This window comes from Collinsella sp. AF39-11AT (assembly GCF_003474585.1).
Classification (GTDB): Bacteria; Actinomycetota; Coriobacteriia; order Coriobacteriales; family Coriobacteriaceae; genus Collinsella.
This window is the reverse complement of record NZ_QROG01000001.1, coordinates 161,625-182,694: the sequence shown is the minus strand read 5'-3', so window position 1 is coordinate 182,694 and position 21,070 is coordinate 161,625. Positions and strand designations below refer to the sequence as shown.

Annotated in this window: 20 protein-coding genes, 2 tRNA genes and 1 riboswitch; of the genes, 21 read left to right on the top strand and 1 reads right to left on the bottom strand. The window is 60.4% G+C overall.

The window, feature by feature from the left end; genetic code table 11:
• The first annotated feature begins 481 nt into the window (after positions 1–481).
• Positions 482–674: riboswitch (FMN riboswitch) on the top strand.
• Between the two features lie 5 nt (positions 675–679).
• The 9 genes from DW037_RS00895 (at position 680) to DW037_RS00855 (ending at position 10,063) form a co-directional block, all read left to right on the top strand.
• Positions 680–1,270: an ECF transporter S component gene (locus tag DW037_RS00895; RefSeq protein ID WP_117583127.1), complete on the top strand. Its 591-nt coding sequence runs from the start codon at positions 680–682 to the stop codon at positions 1,268–1,270.
• A complete protein-coding gene (locus DW037_RS00890) occupies positions 1,267–3,171 on the top strand; it encodes an energy-coupling factor transporter ATPase (protein ID WP_117583126.1) in 1,905 nt (634 codons plus the stop codon). The genes DW037_RS00895 and DW037_RS00890 overlap by 4 nt, the downstream gene beginning before the upstream one ends.
• A complete protein-coding gene (locus DW037_RS00885) occupies positions 3,171–3,971 on the top strand; it encodes an energy-coupling factor transporter transmembrane protein EcfT (RefSeq protein WP_118372640.1) in 801 nt (266 codons plus the stop codon). Before DW037_RS00890 ends, DW037_RS00885 begins: the two co-directional genes overlap by 1 nt.
• A gap of 30 nt (positions 3,972–4,001) precedes the next feature.
• Entirely contained in the window at positions 4,002–4,448 is a 447-nt protein-coding gene (locus DW037_RS00880) for a pyridoxamine 5'-phosphate oxidase family protein (protein WP_117563813.1), read from the top strand.
• A 51-nt stretch (positions 4,449–4,499) separates the two neighbouring features.
• Entirely contained in the window at positions 4,500–4,910 is a 411-nt protein-coding gene (locus DW037_RS00875; protein ID WP_117583125.1) for a pyridoxamine 5'-phosphate oxidase family protein, read from the top strand.
• A gap of 265 nt (positions 4,911–5,175) precedes the next feature.
• Positions 5,176–6,246 (top strand): N-acetyl-gamma-glutamyl-phosphate reductase, encoded by a 1,071-nt coding sequence (argC, locus tag DW037_RS00870; RefSeq protein WP_117583124.1) that lies wholly within the window; start codon positions 5,176–5,178, stop codon positions 6,244–6,246.
• A gap of 133 nt (positions 6,247–6,379) precedes the next feature.
• Positions 6,380–7,648 carry a bifunctional glutamate N-acetyltransferase/amino-acid acetyltransferase ArgJ gene (gene argJ / locus DW037_RS00865; protein ID WP_199408861.1) on the top strand — a complete coding sequence of 423 codons (1,269 nt, stop codon included), beginning with the start codon at positions 6,380–6,382 and terminating at the stop codon, positions 7,646–7,648.
• An 81-nt stretch (positions 7,649–7,729) separates the two neighbouring features.
• Positions 7,730–8,710: an acetylglutamate kinase gene (gene argB, locus DW037_RS00860; RefSeq protein ID WP_117583122.1), complete on the top strand. Its 981-nt coding sequence runs from the start codon at positions 7,730–7,732 to the stop codon at positions 8,708–8,710.
• A gap of 69 nt (positions 8,711–8,779) precedes the next feature.
• Complete coding sequence (locus tag DW037_RS00855; RefSeq protein ID WP_117583121.1) at positions 8,780–10,063, top strand: aminotransferase class III-fold pyridoxal phosphate-dependent enzyme; 1,284 nt, start codon at positions 8,780–8,782, stop codon at positions 10,061–10,063.
• 796 nt (positions 10,064–10,859) lie between these two features.
• Here the strand turns inward: DW037_RS00855 and DW037_RS00850 are convergent.
• Positions 10,860–10,935 (bottom strand) — tRNA-Val (locus DW037_RS00850).
• Between the two features lie 187 nt (positions 10,936–11,122).
• Here DW037_RS00850 and asnB point away from each other — a divergent pair.
• From asnB to greA, 12 genes are all read left to right on the top strand, one after another.
• Positions 11,123–13,003: an asparagine synthase (glutamine-hydrolyzing) gene (asnB, locus tag DW037_RS00845; RefSeq protein WP_117563808.1), complete on the top strand. Its 1,881-nt coding sequence runs from the start codon at positions 11,123–11,125 to the stop codon at positions 13,001–13,003.
• Between the two features lie 112 nt (positions 13,004–13,115).
• Positions 13,116–14,678 carry a Mur ligase family protein gene (locus DW037_RS00840; RefSeq protein WP_118372639.1) on the top strand — a complete coding sequence of 521 codons (1,563 nt, stop codon included), beginning with the start codon at positions 13,116–13,118 and terminating at the stop codon, positions 14,676–14,678.
• A 107-nt stretch (positions 14,679–14,785) separates the two neighbouring features.
• Positions 14,786–15,697: an HAD family hydrolase gene (locus DW037_RS00835; RefSeq protein ID WP_117635958.1), complete on the top strand. Its 912-nt coding sequence runs from the start codon at positions 14,786–14,788 to the stop codon at positions 15,695–15,697.
• A 51-nt stretch (positions 15,698–15,748) separates the two neighbouring features.
• Entirely contained in the window at positions 15,749–16,633 is an 885-nt protein-coding gene (gene murI, locus DW037_RS00830) for a glutamate racemase (protein ID WP_117635959.1), read from the top strand.
• Positions 16,634–16,688: 55 nt separating this feature from the next.
• Positions 16,689–17,414 (top strand): ribonuclease PH, encoded by a 726-nt coding sequence (rph, locus tag DW037_RS00825; protein WP_117635960.1) that lies wholly within the window; start codon positions 16,689–16,691, stop codon positions 17,412–17,414.
• A gap of 143 nt (positions 17,415–17,557) precedes the next feature.
• The gene (gene rdgB, locus DW037_RS00820; protein WP_117635961.1) at positions 17,558–18,199 is read left to right on the top strand and encodes an RdgB/HAM1 family non-canonical purine NTP pyrophosphatase; all 642 of its coding nucleotides are present in this window, start codon (positions 17,558–17,560) and stop codon (positions 18,197–18,199) included.
• Positions 18,200–18,202: 3 nt separating this feature from the next.
• A complete protein-coding gene (gene dtd, locus DW037_RS00815; RefSeq protein WP_117635962.1) occupies positions 18,203–18,649 on the top strand; it encodes a D-aminoacyl-tRNA deacylase in 447 nt (148 codons plus the stop codon).
• A gap of 114 nt (positions 18,650–18,763) precedes the next feature.
• Complete coding sequence (locus DW037_RS00810; RefSeq protein WP_006234957.1) at positions 18,764–19,060, top strand: Veg family protein; 297 nt, start codon at positions 18,764–18,766, stop codon at positions 19,058–19,060.
• Positions 19,061–19,062: 2 nt separating this feature from the next.
• Positions 19,063–19,959 (top strand): 4-(cytidine 5'-diphospho)-2-C-methyl-D-erythritol kinase, encoded by an 897-nt coding sequence (gene ispE / locus DW037_RS00805; protein WP_233503094.1) that lies wholly within the window; start codon positions 19,063–19,065, stop codon positions 19,957–19,959.
• Between the two features lie 49 nt (positions 19,960–20,008).
• A tRNA-Pro gene (locus DW037_RS00800) sits at positions 20,009–20,085 on the top strand.
• Between the two features lie 112 nt (positions 20,086–20,197).
• Positions 20,198–20,473, top strand: coding sequence for a twin-arginine translocase TatA/TatE family subunit (gene tatA / locus DW037_RS00795; protein WP_022094895.1), 276 nt, complete (start codon positions 20,198–20,200; stop codon positions 20,471–20,473).
• Positions 20,474–20,579: 106 nt separating this feature from the next.
• Positions 20,580–21,050 carry a transcription elongation factor GreA gene (greA, locus tag DW037_RS00790; RefSeq protein ID WP_006234960.1) on the top strand — a complete coding sequence of 157 codons (471 nt, stop codon included), beginning with the start codon at positions 20,580–20,582 and terminating at the stop codon, positions 21,048–21,050.
• Positions 21,051–21,070 lie beyond the last annotated feature (20 nt).

Here is a 21,070-nt window from a genome sequence, read left to right as displayed (position 1 = left end):
CGGCTCGCCGCGGGCCGCGCGGGACATGTCAGGAAACGAGGGCAGCCCTGTGGGCGCCAGCGGAATGTGGAGTCACCGCGCGGTCCGCATCTGATGGTGTCGACGTCAATGGTATACGGGTGCATCATCGACGTCTTCAATACAGAAGATATCAGTGCGGAATGTTCCGGAGGGAAGCCCCCGTCACGCCCCCGGATTCCCTGCGTTTACGGCCTTGAGGTCGGCGTGGGCGGAGGACTTGGTTGTTGGGAATACGTGTCCCGGTCGCTGTTTCGCGGCTTTGCCGCGAAAGGCGCGCCGCTTTGGGGCGAGTGGAGGATGTGGTTGTTGCAGTGGCTTGTCCCCTTCGCTGTTTCGCGCTTTGCGCGAAAGGCGCGCTACTTTGGGATGGGTGGGGAACGTGGTTGTTGTGGCAACTGATCCCCACCACAAATTACCCTCGGCATACTTGCGCGAACGATTGCTCGTGCTACACTTGCAAGTGCTGTTTCAGGGCGGGGTGGAATTCCCCACTGGCGGTAAATCGGGCGGTGCCAAAGGGGTGCCGCGGAGCAGGCGAGGCGTCTGCGACCGAGCCGATGAGTCCGCGACCCGAGCGTGTGTTGGTTCGCATGCCGGCTGAACTGGTGAGATTCCAGTACCAACGGTTAGAGTCCGGATGAAAGAGGCAGGTGATCTTATGTCTGAACAGTCGCAGCATATCCATTTTGAGAACACGAATAGGTGGAGCACCAAACAGCTCGTTACCATGGCGCTGATGTGCGCCTTGGGCGCCCTGTTTATGTACGTGCAGCTGCCCATTCTTCCCTCGGCGCCGTTTTTGACGTATGACCCGTCGCTGGTGCCGGCGATGGTGTGCGGTTTTGCGTATAGCCCTGGCGCCGGCACTGCTGTTGCCGCCATGGCGATCGTTATCCATGCGCTCACCACGGGTGACTGGGTCGGCGCGCTTATGAACCTGGTTGCCACGCTGGGCTACATTCTGCCCGCGGCTATCGTCTACCAGAAGATGCATACCTATAAGGGTGCCGTGATTGGCCTAGCGCTCGGCGTCATTGCCGCTACGGCGTTGTCTATGGTCGCAAACCTTACCATTGGTGTTTGGTTCTGGTATGGCTCGGTCGATGTGATCGCCCCGCTCATGATTCCCGCCGTGCTGCCGTTCAACCTTATCAAGACTGTCCTTAACTCGGTATTGACGCTTGCAGTGTACAAGGCGGTCTCCAACCTCATCACGCCTAAAAAGGACCAGGTCAAAGGCCGCGCATGATTGAGTGTCGGGGCGTTTCCTTTAGCTATGACGGTGCCGTACCGGCACTCGACGGCGTCGATCTGAACATCGAGGACGGGGAGTTTTTCTGCATCCTCGGTGGCAATGGATCGGGCAAGTCGACGTTTGCCAAGCATCTGAATGCACTGTTGCAGCCCGATGCGGGCACGGTACGCATCAACGGCATGGATGCGTCCGACCCCGAGCTGGTCTACGACATTCGTTCGACCGCGGGCATGGTATTCCAAAATCCAGATGACCAGCTGGTGGCAACGCTTGTCGAAGATGACGTTGCGTTTGGTCCCGAAAACCTTGGCGTGCCATCGGCACAAATTGCGCAGCGGGTACGCGAGGCGCTGAAGGGCGTGGGCCTGGTGGGCTTTGAGCGCCACGAGACCCATGCGCTTTCGGGCGGTCAAAAGCAGCGTGTGGCGCTTGCCGGTGTGCTCGCCATGGAACCGCGCGTGCTCATATTGGACGAGGCTTCTTCAATGCTCGATCCGCGTGGACGCAAGGGCCTCATGAAGGCTTGCCACGCGTTGCACGATCGCGGCATGACCATCGTGATGATTACGCACTTTATGGAAGAGGCCGCCGAGGCCGATCGTGTCGCGGTATTTCGGGCGGGGCGCGTTGCCATGCTCGGTACGCCCGAGGAAATCTTGACACGGGCGGACGAACTTGCGCAGCTCAACTTGGATATGCCGGCGTCGTGCTGCTTGGGCACGGCGCTTCGTGCGAAGGGCGTGCCCGTTCATGCGCAGGTGCGCGAGGTGGATATGGTCGCCGAGATTGCGCAGGCATATGCCGACCGGAGTGGGGAAGACACCGCAGGGCGGCCTTCTGCATCCGATTCTCGTGTGCTCGACAACGCCTCCTCTGCAACCGACGGGACAGCCGCGTCGGAGCCCGTCATCGAGATTTCGCACCTCTCGCATAGTTACTCGCTGAGCGCCCGCGAGCGCCGCCGCTGGCATAAGCGCTCGGCCACTGCGGGCAAATCGAACAAACAGGCCCTCTGGGGAAACGACCCCAGCAGCCCGTGGGCGCTGCGCGATGTATCGCTGGCGGTGCGTCGCGGCGAGTTCCTGGGCTTGGCAGGTCATACCGGTTCGGGTAAGTCGACGCTGGTCCAGCATCTCAACGGTTTGATTCGCCCCCAGGAGGGATCCGTTCGCGCGCTGGGGCTCGATCTGTCAAACAAGAAAGACGCCGCTACGGTTAAGGCCAAGGTTGGCGTGGTGTTTCAGTATCCCGAGCGCCAGCTATTTGCCGAAACCGTGGCGCAGGACGTGGCGTTTGGTCCGCACAACCTTGGCCTGCCACAAGACGAGGTCGCACGCCGTGTCGCATCATCGCTTACGCGCGTGGGCCTCGATCTTTCCACGGTCGGCGACAAGAGTCCCTTTGAGCTTTCGGGCGGTCAGCAACGGCGTGTGGCATTCGCCGGCGTGCTCGCCATGGAGCCCGAAGTCCTGGTGCTCGATGAACCCATGGCGGGGCTCGATCCGGCTGCGCGCAGGGATTTCCTTGAGCTTATCGATCGACTTCACCGCGATGGCCTGACCGTTGTCATGGTTTCGCACAGCATGGATGACCTGGCCAATTGCTGCGACCGTATCGTCGTAATGAACGAAGGCGCGGTGTTTGCCGAGGGAACCCCCGCGCAGGTGTTTGCGCGTGCCGATGAGCTCAAGTCGATCGGCTTGGGCGTTCCCGCCGCCCAGCGTATGGCGCTGGCGCTTACGGAGGCGGGCGTGCCGCTGCGTCGCGGTGGGCTCTATACGGTTGAGTCGTTGGCCGACGAGTTGGCAGATTTGCTGATCGGTCGCTCAGACGGTCCTTCTAACGTCGCGGACATTGCTAAATCCAAGACGGTCGCGCGAGAGGAGGGCTGCTAATGGAGGCGTTTTCGTTTGGCAGCTACTATCCCAGCGATAGTGCGATCCACCGCCTGGACCCGCGAACTAAGTTGCTCTTGGGCTTTGTGTTTCTGATCACGACGCTCACGGTCAGCAGCTTCCGCGGACTGGCCCCGGTCGCAATCTTCGTTGTCCTGATCTATACCGTGTCCCGGGTGCCGTTGCGCCGGGTCCTATCATCGATGGCACCATTGCTGGCGATTGTCGTGGTGGTCGCAGTGCTCAACCTGTTTTCCGACCAGAGCGGGCGCATTCTGTGGCAGCTTGGCTTTTTGCAGATAAGCGAGGGCTCGCTGCATTCCGCCGCCTTTATGGCGTGCCGCCTGAGCTTGATGATGGCCGGCATGAGCGCCATTACGCTCACCACGCCTACGCTCGACCTCACCGCGGGCTTTGAGCGTCTGCTCGCACCGTTTGCGCGCGTGGGGCTCCCTGCGCATGAGCTCGGCATGATCATGGGCATCGCGTTGCGCTTTATGCCGCAGTTTGCCACCGAGATGAAGCAGACGGCGGACGCGCAGGCAAGCCGCGGTGCACGCGTAACGGGTGGCCCGCTCGGCGGCGTGCGTATGCTCGGCAGTGTGGCGATTCCACTGTTCACGGGCGTGTTCCGTCATGCCGAGACGTTGTCTGCCGCCATGGATGCACGCTGCTATCACGGCGAGCAGGGCCGCACGCGTCTGCATGCACTTGCATTTCGCCGCGGGGATGCGCTGGCTGCGGTTGTGACGATGCTGCTGTTTGCGTGTGTCATCGTCGTCAACCTTCAACTTGTTTAGGCGCGATTCGAGCGCAAGAAAGGGGTCCCTATGACCGACAACGACCGCACGGCTCAGCTTGAGCGCGCCTGTTCGTATCTCAGGCGCATTCCGGCGTGGTATCTGGCCACGACCGATGTGACCGACGGGCATCAGCCTCGCGTGAGGCCGTTTTCGTTTGCCATGGTCGATGACGGTAAGCTGTGGTTTTGCACGTCGCGCGACAAGGATGTGTGGGCGGAGCTGAGTGCGAATCCCAAGTTTGAGCTCTCGGGCTGGAAGCCGGGGGAATGTTGGATCGTGTTGACCGGCGAGGCCGCACTTGAGGACGACGCGGTTGCGAGCGACAAGGTGCGTCAAGCGGGTTTTAAGCACATGGTGGGCATCGGCGAGGAACACGAGAGTGCCAACGACGGCCGCCTTGCTTTCTTTTCGGTCCGCAACATTGCCGCGCGCTTCTGTGATATCGACGGCAGCGAGGAGCGCCTGGAGCTCTAGAGCGTCTCAAATTAACTACCCGTTCCGAATTAGCTAGCGCCAGGAGGACACATGGACGGATTGAATACGGTGTTGGAGTATCTGACGTCGGTGCCGGCATGGTATTTGGCGACGAGCGTTGACGGACAGCCTCATGTGCGTCCGTTTTCGTTTGCGCAGATCCAGGACGGCAAGCTGTGGTTTGTAACAGCGCGCACCAAAGATGTGTGGCAAGAGCTGCTGCAAAACCAGCGCTTTGAGGCCACGAGTTGGTGGCCGGGCCATGGCTGGCTCATCTTGCGCGGGCGTGCCGGCTTGGATGACCGGGCTTTAGGCGAAATGCGCGAAGCTGGGTGGAAGCATCTAGAGCGCCTGGGCGAGCACTATGAGGGGCCTAACGATCCCACGCTCGTCTTCTTTAGCGTGGAGGAACCCGAGGCCTTTATCTGCAACCATGACGAATGGGTGCCGGTCGAGCTCTAAACGAGTCTCTCAGCAAGCTTCGACAATTCAAATTCTCGCATGTAGCGGGCCCCACATTGCAACGTCACCGCAAGGCGCACTGGGCAATATGGGGTCCGTGTTTATTTGTCAACTCCTTTGAGTGAATGTGTCGTGACTGTTTCAATGCATGAATATGCAAAAGATTTGCGTATAAATGCATCTTCTGGTGCTAAAGTTTCAACCTACTTCATAACGACGGCTGCAGGATGCGTATTGGTGCATAACTGCAGACAAGGAGTCTGATATGTCTGTAAAGGTTGGAATCGTCGGTGCGGCTGGATATGCCGGCGCCGAGCTCATTCACCTCGTCCTCGGTCATCCCGAGTTTGAACTTGTTGCCATTACGTCCAACGCCGATGCCGGCCAGCCGCTGTCTGCGGTGTACCCGAGCTTCACCGGCGTAAGCGATCTTGCCTTTACGACGCATGATGCCCCCGAGCTCAAGAACTGCGACGCGGTCTTTTTGGCCGTGCCGCACACGGCCGCCATGGCACAGGTGCCCGCCTTGCTTGCCGCGGGAGTCTCCTGCATTGACCTCTCGGCCGACTATCGCCTGAGCGATCCGGCCACCTTTGAGGCCTGGTATGCCGCCGAGCACACGAGCCCCGAGCTACTCAAGAGCCGCGCCTTTGGTCTGCCCGAGCTATTCTGCCAGGATTTGGAGACCGCTGCATCCGACCACGCCGACGGCAAGCCCGTACTGGTCGCCTGCGCCGGTTGCTATCCCACCGCAACGAGCCTTGCCGCCGCGCCTGCCGTGCGCGCCGGCTGGGTTGCCCAGAGCGGACCCGTGATCGTTGACGCTATCAGCGGTGTAACGGGTGCCGGTAAGTCCTGCAACGCCCGTACGCGTTTTTGCAGTGCAGACGAGAACCTGGAGGCCTATGGCGCAGGAAAACATCGCCATACGCCCGAGATCGAGCAGATTCTTGGCCTAGCCGACCACATCGTTTTCACCCCGCACCTGGCACCGCTCAAGCGCGGTCTGCTCTCTACGGTGACGATGCCGCTTACGCCGCAGGCTATCGATACCTTGACCCTTGAGGATGTCGTCGACCATTACAGACAGTTCTACGCCGGTCGCACCTTTGTGCGCGTGCTCGATGCCGGCGAGCAGCCCAAGACGGCCTCGGTCGTCGGCACCAATGCTGCCCAGATCGGCCTTGCACTCAACAAGCGCGCGGGCGTGCTGGTGGCGACGGGAGCGATCGACAATCTGTGCAAGGGTGCTGCCGGTCAGGCGGTCCAGTGCGCCAACATCGTCTTTGGTTTTGACGAGCGACGAGGCTTGCCCACAGTGGCGTGCCCGGTGTAGCACATTCGATTGTTAACGATTTGGTAGTCGGGCATCGAGTGGGGCGCCACTCTTAAGCTGGTCTCATGATTGTGGCTGGCATGGCGCACCAACCGATGCCCTTTTTTGTTTGACATAAGGAGTCATAAAGACGATGAATACCGAGCTGTTTGATATCAAGATTCGCGCCGTCGAGGGTGGCGTTACGGCTGCGGCTGGTTTTAAAGCTGCAGGCATCCACGCTGGGTTCCGCAAGAATCCCGAGCGCCTGGATTACGCGCTCGTCGTGCCCGATAAACCCTGTCCCGGTGCCGGCGTGTTTACCACCAATCGCTTTTGCGCGGCGCCCGTGCAGGTGAGCCGTGCCCACCTGGGCGGTGCCGACAAGGGCTACGGTATCATCGCCGGCGTTTCGGTCAACTCTGGCAATGCCAACGCCGCCACGGGTGAGACCGGTCTTGCCTGCGCGCGCGAGACCTGCAACATCGCCTCGCAGGTCATCGGCTGCGAGCCCCAGCAGATTCTGATTGCCTCCACGGGTGTGATTGGCCAGATTCTGCCGATCGACACGTTTGAGACCGCCATTCCTGCTGCCTACGAGGCGCTCTCCGCCCACGGTGGCGCCGATGCCGCTCGCGCCATCATGACGACCGACACGCACTCCAAGGAGTACGCCGTGTCCTACGTCAGTGAGGCTGCGGGTCATGCGAGCAATGTCTATACGGTAGGCGGAATGTGCAAGGGCTCGGGTATGATCATGCCCAACATGGCCACCATGATCGCAGCTATCACCACCGATGCCCCCGTCGAGCCGGCGGCACTTCATGCCCTGCTGCTCTCGACCGTCAAGCAGACCTTTAACAAGGTAACGGTCGATTCCGACACCTCGACCAACGACACCTGCATCATGCTTGCCTCCGGTGCCGCTGCCGCAGATGCCGAGCCTATCGTCGAGGGCTCCGATGCTTTTGACGAGTTGGCATTTGCCGTGCACGAGGTGTGCGAGAGCCTGGCGCGCAATATTGCCGCCGATGGTGAGGGCGCATCCAAGCTTGTTACAGTCAACGTTACCGGCGCCGTGAACGACGAGGAGGCCGATATCGCCGCCCGTGCCGTTGCCAACTCGCCGCTCGTTAAGACCTGCATCGCCGGCCACGACTGCAACTGGGGCCGCGTTGCTATGGCGCTTGGCAAGTGCGGCGTGAAGTTTAATCAGGAAGACGTTTCCATCGACATGATGGGCATGCCTGTCTGTCGCGACGGTCTGACTGTTCCCTTTGACGAGGACGAGGCTCTACGACGTTTCGAGGCGCCCGAGATCGTGATCTCGGCCGACCTGGGCGCAGGCGACGCGGCAACGACCGTGTGGACCTGCGACCTCACGCATGAGTACATCTCCATCAACGGCGACTACCGTTCCTAGATTCCGGGCACGCTGCGCATCTTGCCGCGATTGCGGACAGCGGAGCACGGCGCGATAACGATATGAAAGACGAGGCAGATTATGAAATTCGCACGCGATTGTCGTTCGAGCGAATCCAACGAAGCAACCGCGCAGCTGCTGTTCGAAGCGCTGCCGTGGATTAAGAACCTGACCGGCAAGACGGTTGTTATCAAATATGGCGGAGCCGCCATGGTTGATGAGCAGCTGCGCCGCGACGTGATGAGCGACATCGTTTTGCTCAAGATCATCGGTATGCGCCCCGTCATCGTGCACGGCGGCGGCAAGGCTATTAACGAGGCGCTGAGCCATTACGATATTCCCGTCGAGTTTAAGAACGGCCAGCGCGTGACCACGCCGGCGACGATGGATATCGTGCGCGAGGTGCTGGGCGGCAAGGTTAACCAGGAGCTGGTTGCTGCCATCAACCACCACGGCAACCTGGCCGTGGGCGTGTCGGGCAGCGATGCCGGCACGCTCATCGCCGAGCCGCTCGACCCCGAACTCGGCCGCGTAGGCAAGGTCACGCACGTTAACACCGACTATATCGAGCGCCTGCTCGATAGCGAGTACATCCCCGTCATCGCTACCGTCGCGGCGGGGGAGGACGGCGGTTTCTTCAACATCAACGCCGATACCGCCGCCGGTGCCGTTGCGGCGGCGCTGCATGCGCATAAGGCGATCTTTTTGACCGACGTCGACGGCCTGTACAAGGACTTTAGCGATAAAGACTCACTCATCTCCAACCTAACGCTCGACGAGGTTAACGAAATGCTCTACGGCGGCGAGGTCGATAAGGGCATGATTCCCAAGCTGCGTGCGGCCGTCGATGCGCTTGCCGGCGGCGTATTTCGCGCTCACATCATCAACGGCACCACGCCGCATTCGCTGCTGCTGGAGCTGCTGACCGATGCCGGCGTCGGTACCGTGATCCATTCCACCGAGACGGCTTACGAGTTCGATACGCATCCGCATCCGCTTTCGACGTTTGCTGCGCGTCTGACCGAGAACCTCGACGAGGTCGAGAAGCTTCAGACGGTCTAACTGACTCGCAGCCGCCCCATTCCTGCACCCATAGGCCTGCGCCGTCTGGCGCCCAACGAAAGGCATCCCATGTCACTTGCAGCTCAGCAATCGCTTGAATCCCATTACGTTATGCATACCTTTGGCCGCTCTCCGGTCGAGTTTGTCGAGGGTCACGGCATGAAGCTCACCGGCGACGATGGTCGTGAGTACCTCGACTTTCTTGCCGGCATCGGCGTGTGCAGCCTAGGTCATGGCGACCCGGCTGTGCTCTCGGCGCTCGAGGCACAGACCAAAAAGCTCATGCATGTCTCCAATTACTTCTACATCGAGCAGCGTGGACAGGTCGCGGCGCTGCTGTCCAAGCTTGCCAACGACGACTTAGATGGTGCACGCGTGCTTGCCGATGCCATTGCCGCCGGCGATGAGACCACGGCAGCTGCTCTTGGTGCCCCGGCTGCGGATGAGCAGGTTTGGGAGACCTTCTTTGCCAACTCCGGCGCCGAGGCCAACGAGGGCTCGATGAAGCTCGCGCGCCTGTACGCCAAGCGTGCCGGTAACGGCGGCAACACTATCGTGTGCATGCGCGGCGGCTTCCACGGCCGTACGCTCGAGACCATTGCCGCCACCATGCAGGATTGGCTGCAGGATAGTTTCCGCCCGCTGCCGGGTGGCTTTGTGGCCTGCACGCCCAACGATATCGATGAACTGCGTGCGATCTTTAAGCAGCTGGGGAGCGAAATTTGTGCCGTGATGCTCGAGCCGATCCAGGGCGAGAGCGGTGTGCACCCCATGACCGAGGAGTTTATGGCGGCAGCGCGCGACCTGGCACACGAAGTGGGCGCCGTGCTTATCGCCGACGAGGTCCAGTGCGGCATCTTCCGCTCCGGCAAGCCGTTTGCATTCCAAGCCTATGGCGTGGAACCCGACATCATGAGCCTTGCCAAGGGCATTGCTGATGGCGTGCCCATGGGTGCCGTCGTGGCAAAGAAGGAGATTGCCGACGTGTTTAAGCCGGGCGACCACGGCTCGACGTTTGGCGGTAGCTGCTTGGCCATCGCGGCGTGTGCCGCGACGCTCTCCGCACTCGTGCGCGGCGATTATGCCGACCACGCTGCCAAGGTAGGCGCCTATATGGAGGCAAAGCTCGCCAAGCTGCCGAACGTGACCGAGGTGCGTGGCCGCGGCTTGATGCTCGGCTGCGATCTGGACGATACTGCGGGTGATGCACACGACGTTGTGGCCCGTGCATTGGGGGCTGGTGCCGTGATTAACGCTACGGGTGCCCATACGCTGCGTTTCCTGCCGCCGCTCGTCTGCGAGGAATCCGACGTGGACAGTCTGATCGAGATCCTGTCGGACGTTTTGGCCTAACACAGCGAAATAACTTAACTTTGACCGGGTTCCGGACTGCGGACGTGCCCTATGTGGCATGATTCAGCGGTCTGGAGCCCGTTTTGCCTTAGATTTGCTAAGGCGGGGAGACCTGCTGGTCAAAAAACATCAAATATGAGTACTGTTATCGATTTGGTAGCAGCAATTTTGGACTAATAAGGCCAGATAGCTAGTCGAAATGGCGATGAATGTACGATTTTGATCCAATTATTAGTCCTTATAATGGACATATGTTGCGTAACTTAAGCAAATACTATCTTTTGATATGTTGTAAGCAAGGTAGCAGTACTCATTTTTGCCATTTTCTGGCCACGGCCTTTGTGACAGACGTGCTGGCGGGTTCGAATCCCATGCACTGGGCACAAAAAAGAAAGGCCTCCATCGCTGGAGGCCTAACAATTCAGTGGTGGGCGATGAGGGATGTCCGCGTGCGGCCGGCGCCGCCCGCGCCCCGCTTCGCCGCTCCGCTCCTCGCGTGCTGCGCTGGAAAACGCTTGCGCGTTTCCTCAGCTCCGCACCCTGGCGGGTTCGAACCCCATGCGCTGGGCCCAAAAAAGAAAGGCCCCCATAGCTGGGAGCCTATCAAATCAGTGGTGGGCGATGAGGGATGTCGCGTGCGGCTGACGCCGCCCGCTTTCGCTTCGGGCCTGCGGCCCTCGCGTGCTGCGCTGGAAAACGTTTCGCGTTTCCTCAGCTTCGCACCCTGTCGGGTTCGAATCCCATGCGCTGGGCCCAAACAAAAACGGTCCCCTTGCGAGGACCGTTTCCAATTCAATGGTGGGCGATGAGGGATTCGAACCCCCAGCCTTGTGCGTGTAAAGCACCTGCGCTAACCGTTGCGCCAATCGCCCGTGCGGAGAGAGTATAGCAAAACAATCGCCTCATTCACCTCATATCCATTAAAGGTAACCGACGCGTGTCACAGCGGAGCTGATTCAGTTGAGATTGCCTGAACATTCCGCCCCTCTTTACGCCCTCGGGTATACTCAAAAGCTACTGATTCGATTTGATGCCCAGCAACAGCAGAGGGGATAGTATATGTGCGGTTTTGTCGGTTTTGTCGGTGGGACGGATAACCAATCCGAGGTGCTCACCAAGATGATGGACCGCATCGTCCATCGTGGTCCCGACATGGGCGGTCAGTTTATCGACGGCCGCGTTGCCCTCGGCTTCCGCCGCTTGTCGATCCTCGACCTGACCGAGGCTGGCGCCCAACCTATGGCCAACGAGGACGGTAGCGTCGTCATTGTCTTCAACGGCGAGATCTACAACTTCCAAGAACTCCGTTCCGAGCTCGAGGCCAAGGGCTACAAGTTCCACTGCGGCGCCGACACCGAGAGCCTTCTGCACGGCTACGAGGAGTGGGGCGAGGCAGTACTCGATCGCTTGCGCGGTATGTACGCCTTCGTCATCTGGGACAAGAAGAAGAACAAGCTTTTTGGCGCCCGTGATATCTTTGGCATCAAGCCGCTCTACTACTATCCCATGGCCGATGCGGGCGACGGCGCTCCGGGCGTGCTCTTTGGTTCCGAGATCAAGAGCTTCCTGGACTACCCGCACTTCCACAAGGCGGTCAACAAAAAGGCCCTGCGTCCGTACATGACGCTGCAGTATTCGGCGACTGAGGAGACCTTCTTCGAGGGTGTCTACAAGCTGCCGCCGGCGCACTACTTTACCGTCGATATTCCGACCGGCAAGATGAACATCGAGCGCTACTGGGATTGCGATTACTCTGCCGTCGAGAAGCCGTTCGAGGAGTACGTCGACGAGCTGGACGAGGTCGTGCACGAGAGCGTCGAGGCCCATCGCATCGCCGACGTCAAGGTCGCGTCGTTCCTCTCCGGCGGCGTCGACTCCAGCTACATCGCCGCTTGCCTCATGCCCGACAAGACCTTCTCGGTGGGCTTTGACTACAAGAACTTCAACGAGACCAACTACGCCAAGGAACTTTCTGACAAGCTCGGCGTCGAGAATGTCCGCAAGATGATAACCGCCGACGAGTTCTTCGGTGCGCTCGAGGACATCCAGTATCACATGGACGAGCCGCAGTCCAACCTGTCTTCCGTGCCGCTGTGGTTCTTGGCCGAGATGGCCCGCAAGGACGTCACCGTCGTGCTTTCGGGCGAAGGCGCCGACGAACTCTTTGGCGGCTACGCCTACTACGAGGACACGGTCCCAGTCCGCAAGTACAAAAAGATGGTGCCGCTGCCCATCCGTCGCGCGCTCGGTAACCTGGCGCTGCATATGCCGTACTTCAAGGGACATAACTTCCTGGTCAAGGGTGCCGAGATCCCCGAGAAGTCGTTCCTGGGACAGGCTCTGGTATGGCCGGAGCGCGAGGTCGACGGCGTGCTCAAGCCCGAGTACAACACCGGCGATGGCGCCTTCGAGCTTGCCGCTCCCATCTATGCGCGCGTGAAAGGTCAGCCCGAGCTGGTCAAGAAGCAGTACCTGGACATGAACATGTGGCTCCCGGGCGACATTCTGCTCAAGGCCGACAAGATGTGCATGGCGCACTCGCTGGAGCTGCGCGTGCCCTTCCTGGACCGCAAAGTCATGGAGTTCGCCGAGCATATTCCCGACCGCTACCGCATCAACGAGAACGGCAACAAACAGGTACTCCGCCACGCTGCCAACAAGTCGCTGCCCGATGAGTGGGCCACCCGTCCCAAGGTGGGCTTCCCGGTGCCGATTGTCTACTGGCTGCGCGAGCAAAAGTGGTACGACTATGTCAAGGAGTACTTCACCGCGCCGTGGGCAAGCGAGTTCTTCGATACCGACGAGCTCATGCACCTGCTCGATCTGCACTTTGCGGGCAAGGGCGATTTCCAGCGCAAGATCTATACGCCGCTCGTGTTCCTGGTGTGGTACAAGCGCTTCTTTATCGACGAGGACCAGCCCGCTGTTCAGGCTGCCTAGCCTCGGCTTACGAACGCCTGCGCGTAACGGCTCCTCCGGGAGCCGTTTTTGCGTGGGTGCGTTTCAGTTACTATAAAAACCGTCCCTGCCAAATGGCTGAGAAAGGTGAAAGATGCACCATTCGGATTCCGCGACCGTGACCACGGTCGATACGCTTGCCAAGCTTCTCGATGTGTGCGGTGAGCTGCGCGCATCAGAGCAGGTTGACGAGCGTGCCGTGACCGGCTGCTCGTTTGATTCGCGCGCGGTCTCGGCAGGTGACGTGTTCTTTTGCAAAGGTGCTGCCTTTAAGCCCGCGTTTTTGAGCATGGCGCTCGATGCGGGCGCCGTCGCATTTGTGTGCGAGGAGTCGCTGGTCGAGTCTCTGGAGCCGCTGGCGCAGGAGAGCGGTGCTGCGATGCTGGTTGTTGATAGCGTTCGCACGGCCATGGCCCTGTTGCCGCCGGAGGTCTACGACCGTCCCGACCACGACGTCAAGATCGTGGGCATCACCGGTACCAAGGGAAAGACCACGGCCGCTTTTATGCTCCAGTCGATTATTAAAGCGGCGGGCGAGTCCTGCGGCATGATCGGCTCGGTGAGTACCGACGATGGCATCGAGTGCTACGAGAGCACCAATACCACGCCAGAGGCCCCCGAGGTCTGGCGCCATATCGCCAACTGCCGTGAGTCCGGTCGCCAGTCCATGGTCATGGAGGTCTCGAGCCAGGCGCTCAAGTACCAACGCGTCGAGAATCTGCCGTTTGACGTGGCGTGCTTCCTCAACATCGGGCGTGACCACATCTCGCCGATCGAACACCCCACGTTTGAGGATTATTTTGAGAGCAAACTCAGGATCTTTGACCAGGCAAAGACCGCCGTGGTGAACCTGGGCACCGAAGAGGTTGACCGTGTGTTGGAGGCAGCGTCGACGGCCGAGCGCTTGGTGACCGTTGGCGTCGAGCATCCCGAGGCAAGCCTGTGGGCGAGCGATGTGCGCATGGTCGGCTTTAACATCGAGTTTAACCTGCATGGCCTGTGTGCCGACGAGTCCGAGGCGGGGGAGAAGGTCCTGCTGGGCATCGCGGGCGACTTTAACGTGGAAAACGCGCTGGTCGCTATCGCCGCTGCGCGCGAGATCGGCATCGGTATCGAGGCTATCAAGAAGGGCCTCTCCAAACTGCGTGTGCCGGGCCGTATGGAGGTCGTGGAGTCGAAGGACGGCCGCGTGATCTGCGTCGTTGACTACGCTCACAACCAGCTTTCGTTCCGGTCGCTTTTCTCGTCGGTCAAGCGCGCGTTTCCCACTAGTCCAGTCATTGCAGTGTTTGGCGCTGCCGGCGGCAAGGCGCAGGAGCGCCGCGAGCAGCTTCCGCGCGAGGCCGCACCATATTCCGACCTGATGATCTTTGCCAACGAGGACCCGGCTCACGAGGACCCGATGAAGGTCTGTCGCGAGCTTGCCGAGCATGTTCCCGACGATACGCCGAACAAGATCATCCTCGACCGCGAAGCCGCTGTGCATGCGGCGTTCAAGGCGGCGCGCGAGGAGTACGTCAACCCCGATGCTCCCACCATTGTCTTGCTGCTGGCAAAGGGTGACGAGGAGCTCATGCACGTGGGCGACGAGTTCGTGCCCATCGAGAGCGACCTTTCGCTGGCCAATCGCCTGATCGATGTTACCCAGTTTGACTAATGAACCATGATGGCGGCGGCGCCCTGAGTGCGCTGTCGCCATAAGCGTGTTCCCTCAATCAAAACATGCCGTCCAAGTCCAAACCCTTCTACGTAAACGGAGTAACCATGTCCCACAACACCCTGCCGACCGTTGCCGAGCTTTCGGGCGAGATGCGCGAGCGCTTGGCCAAGGTCAAGTACGTCTTTACCGACCTGGATGCCACGATGCTCGCGCCCGGCTCGTGCGTGCTGCGCGACAACGACGGTAACCCCTCGACCAAACTCGTCGAGGCCGTCGTGGCACTTGCCCGCGCTGGTATTCAGGTGGTTCCCACCTCGGGCCGCAACCGTACCATGATCCACGAGGATGCGCGCGTGCTCGGCCTCAACTCCTACATCGGTGAGATGGGCGGCCTGGTCATGTACGACCTCAAAGCCAACGATTGGGAGTATCTGACTGGCGACATGCCTTACGACCCCGCCTGCGGCCTTACTCCGCACCAGGTGATCGAGCAGACCGGCGTGTGCGAGAAGATTCTTGCCCGCTGGCCGCACAAGATCGAGTATCACAACGACATGTCGACCGGCTACAAGTACCGCGAGGTCACCGTCGGCATGCGCGGCGATGTGCCCGACAATGAGGTCCAGGCCATCCTGGACGAGGCCGGCTGCGGCCTGGTGTGGGCCTGTAACGGTCACCTGACGCATCTGTCCAAGCCGACGACGCTCGAGCTCGATCGCGTCGAGGACGGTCGCGCGTTTAACATCAATCCCGCCGGCCTCAACAAGGGCGTTGCCATCGCGCGCTTCTGCGAGCACCTGGGGATTGAGCGCGAGGAGACGCTCGCGCTCGGCGATTCCGAGTCCGACTTCTACATGGCCGATCACGTGGGCACGTTCTGCCTGGTCGAGAATGGCCTGACGAGCGCCGGCGCGCCCGAGTTCCTGGCTGCTTGCGAGAACGCTTTCGTTACGCGCGGCAAAATTGTCGACGGTTGGGCGGCGACGGCAGAGCTGCTGGTCGCGGCGCGTTCGTAGCGCGGCGTCGCCGCACTTGGACATGTCTTTTCGAGAGAGACTGGTGAGGTAATGTCCGATATCGAGAATCCGACAGGCGACACGCGCCCGATTGGCGTGTTCGATTCTGGTTTGGGCGGTCTGACGGTTGCGCGCGCCATCGCGACGGTGCTGCCGCACGAGTCCGTCTACTACTTCGGCGACACCAAACGCTGCCCCTACGGCACGCGCACCGAGGATGAGGTGCGCTCGTTTGCGTTGCAGGCGGGCCGTTGGCTGTCGAAGCACGACGTCAAGATTATGGTCATCGCCTGCAACACGGCGACAGCTGCGGCCTTGCGTCTGGCCCAGCAGGTGCTCGACGTTCCCGTGATCGGCGTGATCGCGCCGGGTGCCCGTGCGGCAATCAACAGCACCCGTTCGCGTCGCGTGGGCGTGCTCGCCACCAACCTCACCATTCGCTCGGGCGCCTACACGCGCGCCATTCAGGATCTAGATGCCGGCGTCGATGTATACGGTTGTCCTGCCTCGAGCTTTGTCGAGGTTGTCGAACACGAGCTCGCCTCGGGCGCGCATCTGCAAGAGCAGTGGCTCGAGAACGAGGACATCTTCGATACGCCAGCCGTGCGAGCGCTGGTGGGTGCCACGGTTGAGCCGCTGCGCGATCGCGGAATCGATACCGTGGTGCTCGGCTGTACGCACTTTCCGCTGCTCGTGGGGCCTATTCGCCATGCGCTGGGGCCCGGGGTGCGTGTGGTGAGTTCCGCCGAGGAGACTACGCGCGAGCTGACCGATATCCTCACGCGCCGCGAGCAGCTGGCGGGCGACGCTGCCGAGCCTCAGCATCGCTTTGCGACGACGGCCGATAACATTGCCGAGTTTGCGGTGGCGGGTAGCTTTATCTTTGGCCAGCCGCTCAAGAGCATCGAACATATTGATATCGACGAACTGAAATAGATGTAGGGTTACCGTCCAAAGACTTGCCCTCTTCTTCTGCCGAAAGGATATTTCTATGGAGTACATGCAGGTCAACCGCGCCAACGGCCGTGCCGCCAATGAACTGCGCCCCGTCAAGCTCACCCGTGGTGTTATGAAACATGCCCACGGCTCGTGCCTGGCTGAGTTCGGCGACACGCGCGTGCTGTGTGCCGCCACAATTGAGGAGGGCGTGCCGGGCTGGCGCAAGGGCGCCAAGGCCGGTTGGGTAACCGCAGAGTATGCCATGCTGCCGGCATCGACCGGTAAGCGTTGCAAGCGCGAGTATACCAAGCGTAAGGGCCGCTCCATGGAGATCGAACGTCTCATCGGCCGTAGCCTGCGTACCGTCGTCAACATGAAGGCGCTCGGCGAGTACACCGTCACCGTCGACTGCGATGTGATCCAGGCGGATGGCGGCACGCGTACGGCGAGCATTACCGGTGCCTGGGTGGCGCTGCATGATGCTCTTGCTATGTGGGTCGAGGCCGGCAAGATCGAGCGCATTCCGCTCACGGGCCAGGTTGCCGCCATCTCTATGGGCGTTGTCGACGGCAACACCATGCTCGACCTCGATTATTCCGAGGACAGCCACGCCGAGGTCGACATGAATCTCGTCGCTACCGACACCGGCGAGATGATTGAGCTCCAAGGCACCGGCGAGCAGGCGCCCTTCGACCGCAAGCGTCTCAACGCCCTGCTCGACCTGGGCGACAAGGGCATCGCCGAGCTCATCGAGCTTCAGCGCCAAGCCCTCGCCTAACCTGCCAAAAAGGGACAGGTTTATTTTGGCAGGTTTTATCTGGGAAAACGTCGAAGTATAAGACTGCCGTTGATTGAGAGGGGAGAGGCGGAGGCCCTCGTCGCCCTCGGCGCGGCATTGCTATAGAGACAAGGAGACCACTCATGGCACTTGAGAAGATCGACATCGACACCCTCGACCCGGCGGCGACCATTGTCGTGGCAACGGGCAACGCCCATAAGCTCACCGAGATCGAGGCCATTTTGGGCAAGGTCATGCCCGAGGTGCGCTTTGTGGCGCTCGGCCAGCTGGGCGAATTTGAGGACCCCGAGGAAAACGGCACGACGTTTTTGGAGAACGCCATCATCAAGGCGCAGGCTGCCGTCGAAGAGACGGGGCTCATGGCCATTGCCGACGATTCGGGCCTGGTCGTCGACGCGCTGGACGGTGAGCCCGGTGTGTATAGCGCGCGCTACGCGGGCGTTCACGGCGACGATGCCGCCAACAATGCCAAGCTGCTCGTGAATCTGGAAGGCGTGGCAGACGAGGACCGCACCGCGCGCTTTATGAGCGTCGTTGCGCTCATCGATACGGACGGCCTGGTCACCTATGGCGAGGGCGCCTGTGAGGGCGTTATCGCGCACGAGGGCCGCGGCGATCACGGCTTTGGCTACGACCCGCTGTTCCTGCCGGTCGATACGCCGGGCAAGACTATGGCCGAGCTCACGGCGGACGAGAAGAACGCCATCAGCCATCGATTCCATGCGCTCGAGCACCTATCCGCCAAACTGACGGGCGAGGAGTAAGCCGTGCGTGCGGTGGTGCAGCGCGTACTCAATGCCGGCGTGACAGTCGACGGCGAGTGCGTGGGCAAAATTGGGCGCGGCTATCTGGTGCTGTTGGGCGTGGGCCACGGCGACACGCGCGCCGAGGCTGATAAGCTGTGGGGCAAGCTCCGCGGCTTGCGCATTAACGAGGACGAGAACGGCAAGACCAACCTGGCACTTGCCGATGTCGACGGCGAGGTTCTCGTAGTGTCGCAGTTCACGCTGTTCGCCGATTGCCGTCACGGCCGCCGCCCATCGTTTACCGATGCCGGCGCCCCCGATGTTGCCAACGAGCTCTACGAGTACTTCTTGACGCTCGTTCGCAAAGATGTCGAACACGTGGCGCACGGCATCTTTGGCGCCGATATGAAAGTCGACTTGGTCAACGACGGTCCGTTCACCATCGTCCTCGATACCGACAATCTGTAAGTAGCCAAATTAGCTACTTGCGCGTGGTCGCAACAGGGTGCTATAGTATTAGAGTTTTGTCTATCTTAGGGGTATTATCCCCTTTTTGAATTGCATCTTCTGGAGGCCCTGTTCATGGAAGAGATGGAAGTCAATCACGTCGACGACATCCACGAGAAGCTGACCGATATGGTGGGCGATCGCGTTAAGGTGAAGGCCAACATGGGCCGCACCCGCGTCGTCGAGCGCATGGGCACCATCAAGAGCGTCCATCCGGCAGTCTTTATCGTCGAGGTTGACGAGCGCCGCGGCCGCAAGTCGCGTCAGTCCTACCAGTATATCGATGTCCTCACCGGTCAGGTCGAGCTGTTCGACCCCGAGAGCGGCGAGCATATCTTTACCCCGCTCGGCAATCAGCTCGAGGAGCACTAGCGGTGACCGATCGGTCCCTGACTCTTTCCGCGCCGGCAAAGATTAACCTCTACCTGGGGGTTCATACCGAGCGCGATGACCGCGGCTACCACAGGGTCGATTCCCTGATGGCAGCTGTCGGTCTTTCCGATACCGTGACGGTTACGCCGGCACAGGCGCTGACCGTCCAGACGGTTCCGGCATCAGATTTTCCCATGCAAAAGAATACGGCGTATCGGGCTGCGGTTGCTATGGCCGAGCATTATGGTCGCGAGGCAAACATCTGCGTGACGATTGAGAAGCGCATTCCATTGTGCGCCGGCTTGGGCGGTCCCTCGACGGATGCGGCCGCGGTCATTGTCGCCTTGGCGGAGCTCTGGGGAATTGATCGCACCGACCCCGCGCTCGACGACATTGCGCGGGGCATTGGTGCTGACGTCCCGTTCTTTTTGCACGCGAGCCCTTCGTTCTACGTAGGTGGGGGAGACGTGCTGGCAACTGAGTATCCCGTGCTGCCCGCAACGCCCGTCGTGTTGGTCAAGCCGCGCGAGGCAAGCGTTTCGACAATTGAAGCCTATCGACGTTTTGACGAGGCCCCGGTGCCTGCAGACAAGCCCGGCGCGATAGCTTCTGCCTTGCGTGCTGGTGATGCTGAGACGGCATATGCGCTCATCCATAACAACCTGGGTGTCATTTCCGCACAGATGGAGCCTCAGATACAAACGGTTCTCGATTGGCTGCGTAAACAAGGCGGCACCGTTGCTGTAGATGTGTGCGGATCGGGCGCCTGCTCGTTTGCCATTTGCGACACCGTCGCCACGGCTGAGGGGCTTGCCGACGCTGCCCTGCAAAACGGCTGGTGGTCCTGCGCGACGGAGCTCATTCCCAACACGGTTCGCATCGAAGTGCCAAAGAAGTAAAAATTTCTCTAGCACACGACGGAAATCTTTGTTACTATAGTCGAGCTAACGGGTTGTGGCTCAGTTTGGTAGAGCACTGCGTTCGGGACGCAGGGGTCGCTGGTTCAAATCCAGTCAACCCGACCAGAGCATGAGGAGGGACCGCTTCTTGCGGTCCCTTTTTTTAGCTATTGTTGTGATACCGCGATACCCGCGGTATACTCATTCGAGCTTGTCTCGCTGTATTGTGGAGGTCTACATGTTTGGACTGAGGGCTCCTGAGCTCATCATTATTCTCGTCGTTGTCCTGATTATCTTCGGGCCCAAGAACCTGCCGAAGCTCGGCAAGTCCCTCGGCTCTACCGTCAAGAATATCCGTGAGGGTATGGAGGGCGACGATAAGGCCGAGACCAAGCAGGCCGAGGAGGTCGTGGTCGAGCAGTCCGAGGAGGACAAGGAGATCGCTGAGCTCGAGGCCAAGCTCGCTGCTGCCAAGAAGAAGCAGGCAGAGGACAGCGACGCGGACGCAGAGTAGTCCCATCCCTTTGGGGTGAGCACCTGACCGGCTTGCCCGCAGGCTAGCCGGTCTTTTTCGTTTTGTTGACAGTTGATTGTTTGATCAGAGTTGGGGAGATATCCGTATGGACGCAAGCCAGATCGTACTGACCGCTGAGGGCCGCCAGAAGCTCGTCGAGGAGCTCGCTTGGCGTGAGGGCGATTACGCCAAGGAGATCGTCGAGGACATCAAGGAAGCCCGCGCGTTCGGCGACCTTTCGGAGAACTCCGAGTACGATGCCGCCAAGGACAAGCAGGCCCAGAACGCCGCTCGTATTGCCGAGATCCAGGCCATCCTTGCCAACGCTCAGGTTGCTGCCACCACAGGTGATTTGACCGTCTCCATCGGTTCCACCGTTTCTCTGATTGATCCCAACGGTGAGGTCATGGAAGTCACGCTCGTCGGTACCACCGAGACCAACTCGCTCGAGCACAAGATTTCCAACGAGTCTCCGGTCGGCCACGCCATCATCGGTCACGGCGAGGGCGACTCCGTCGAGGTCGTTACGCCTTCCGGCAAGACTCGCGTCTACACCATCGCCAAGATTGCACGCTAGACCACGGTCCCGCGTAAAGG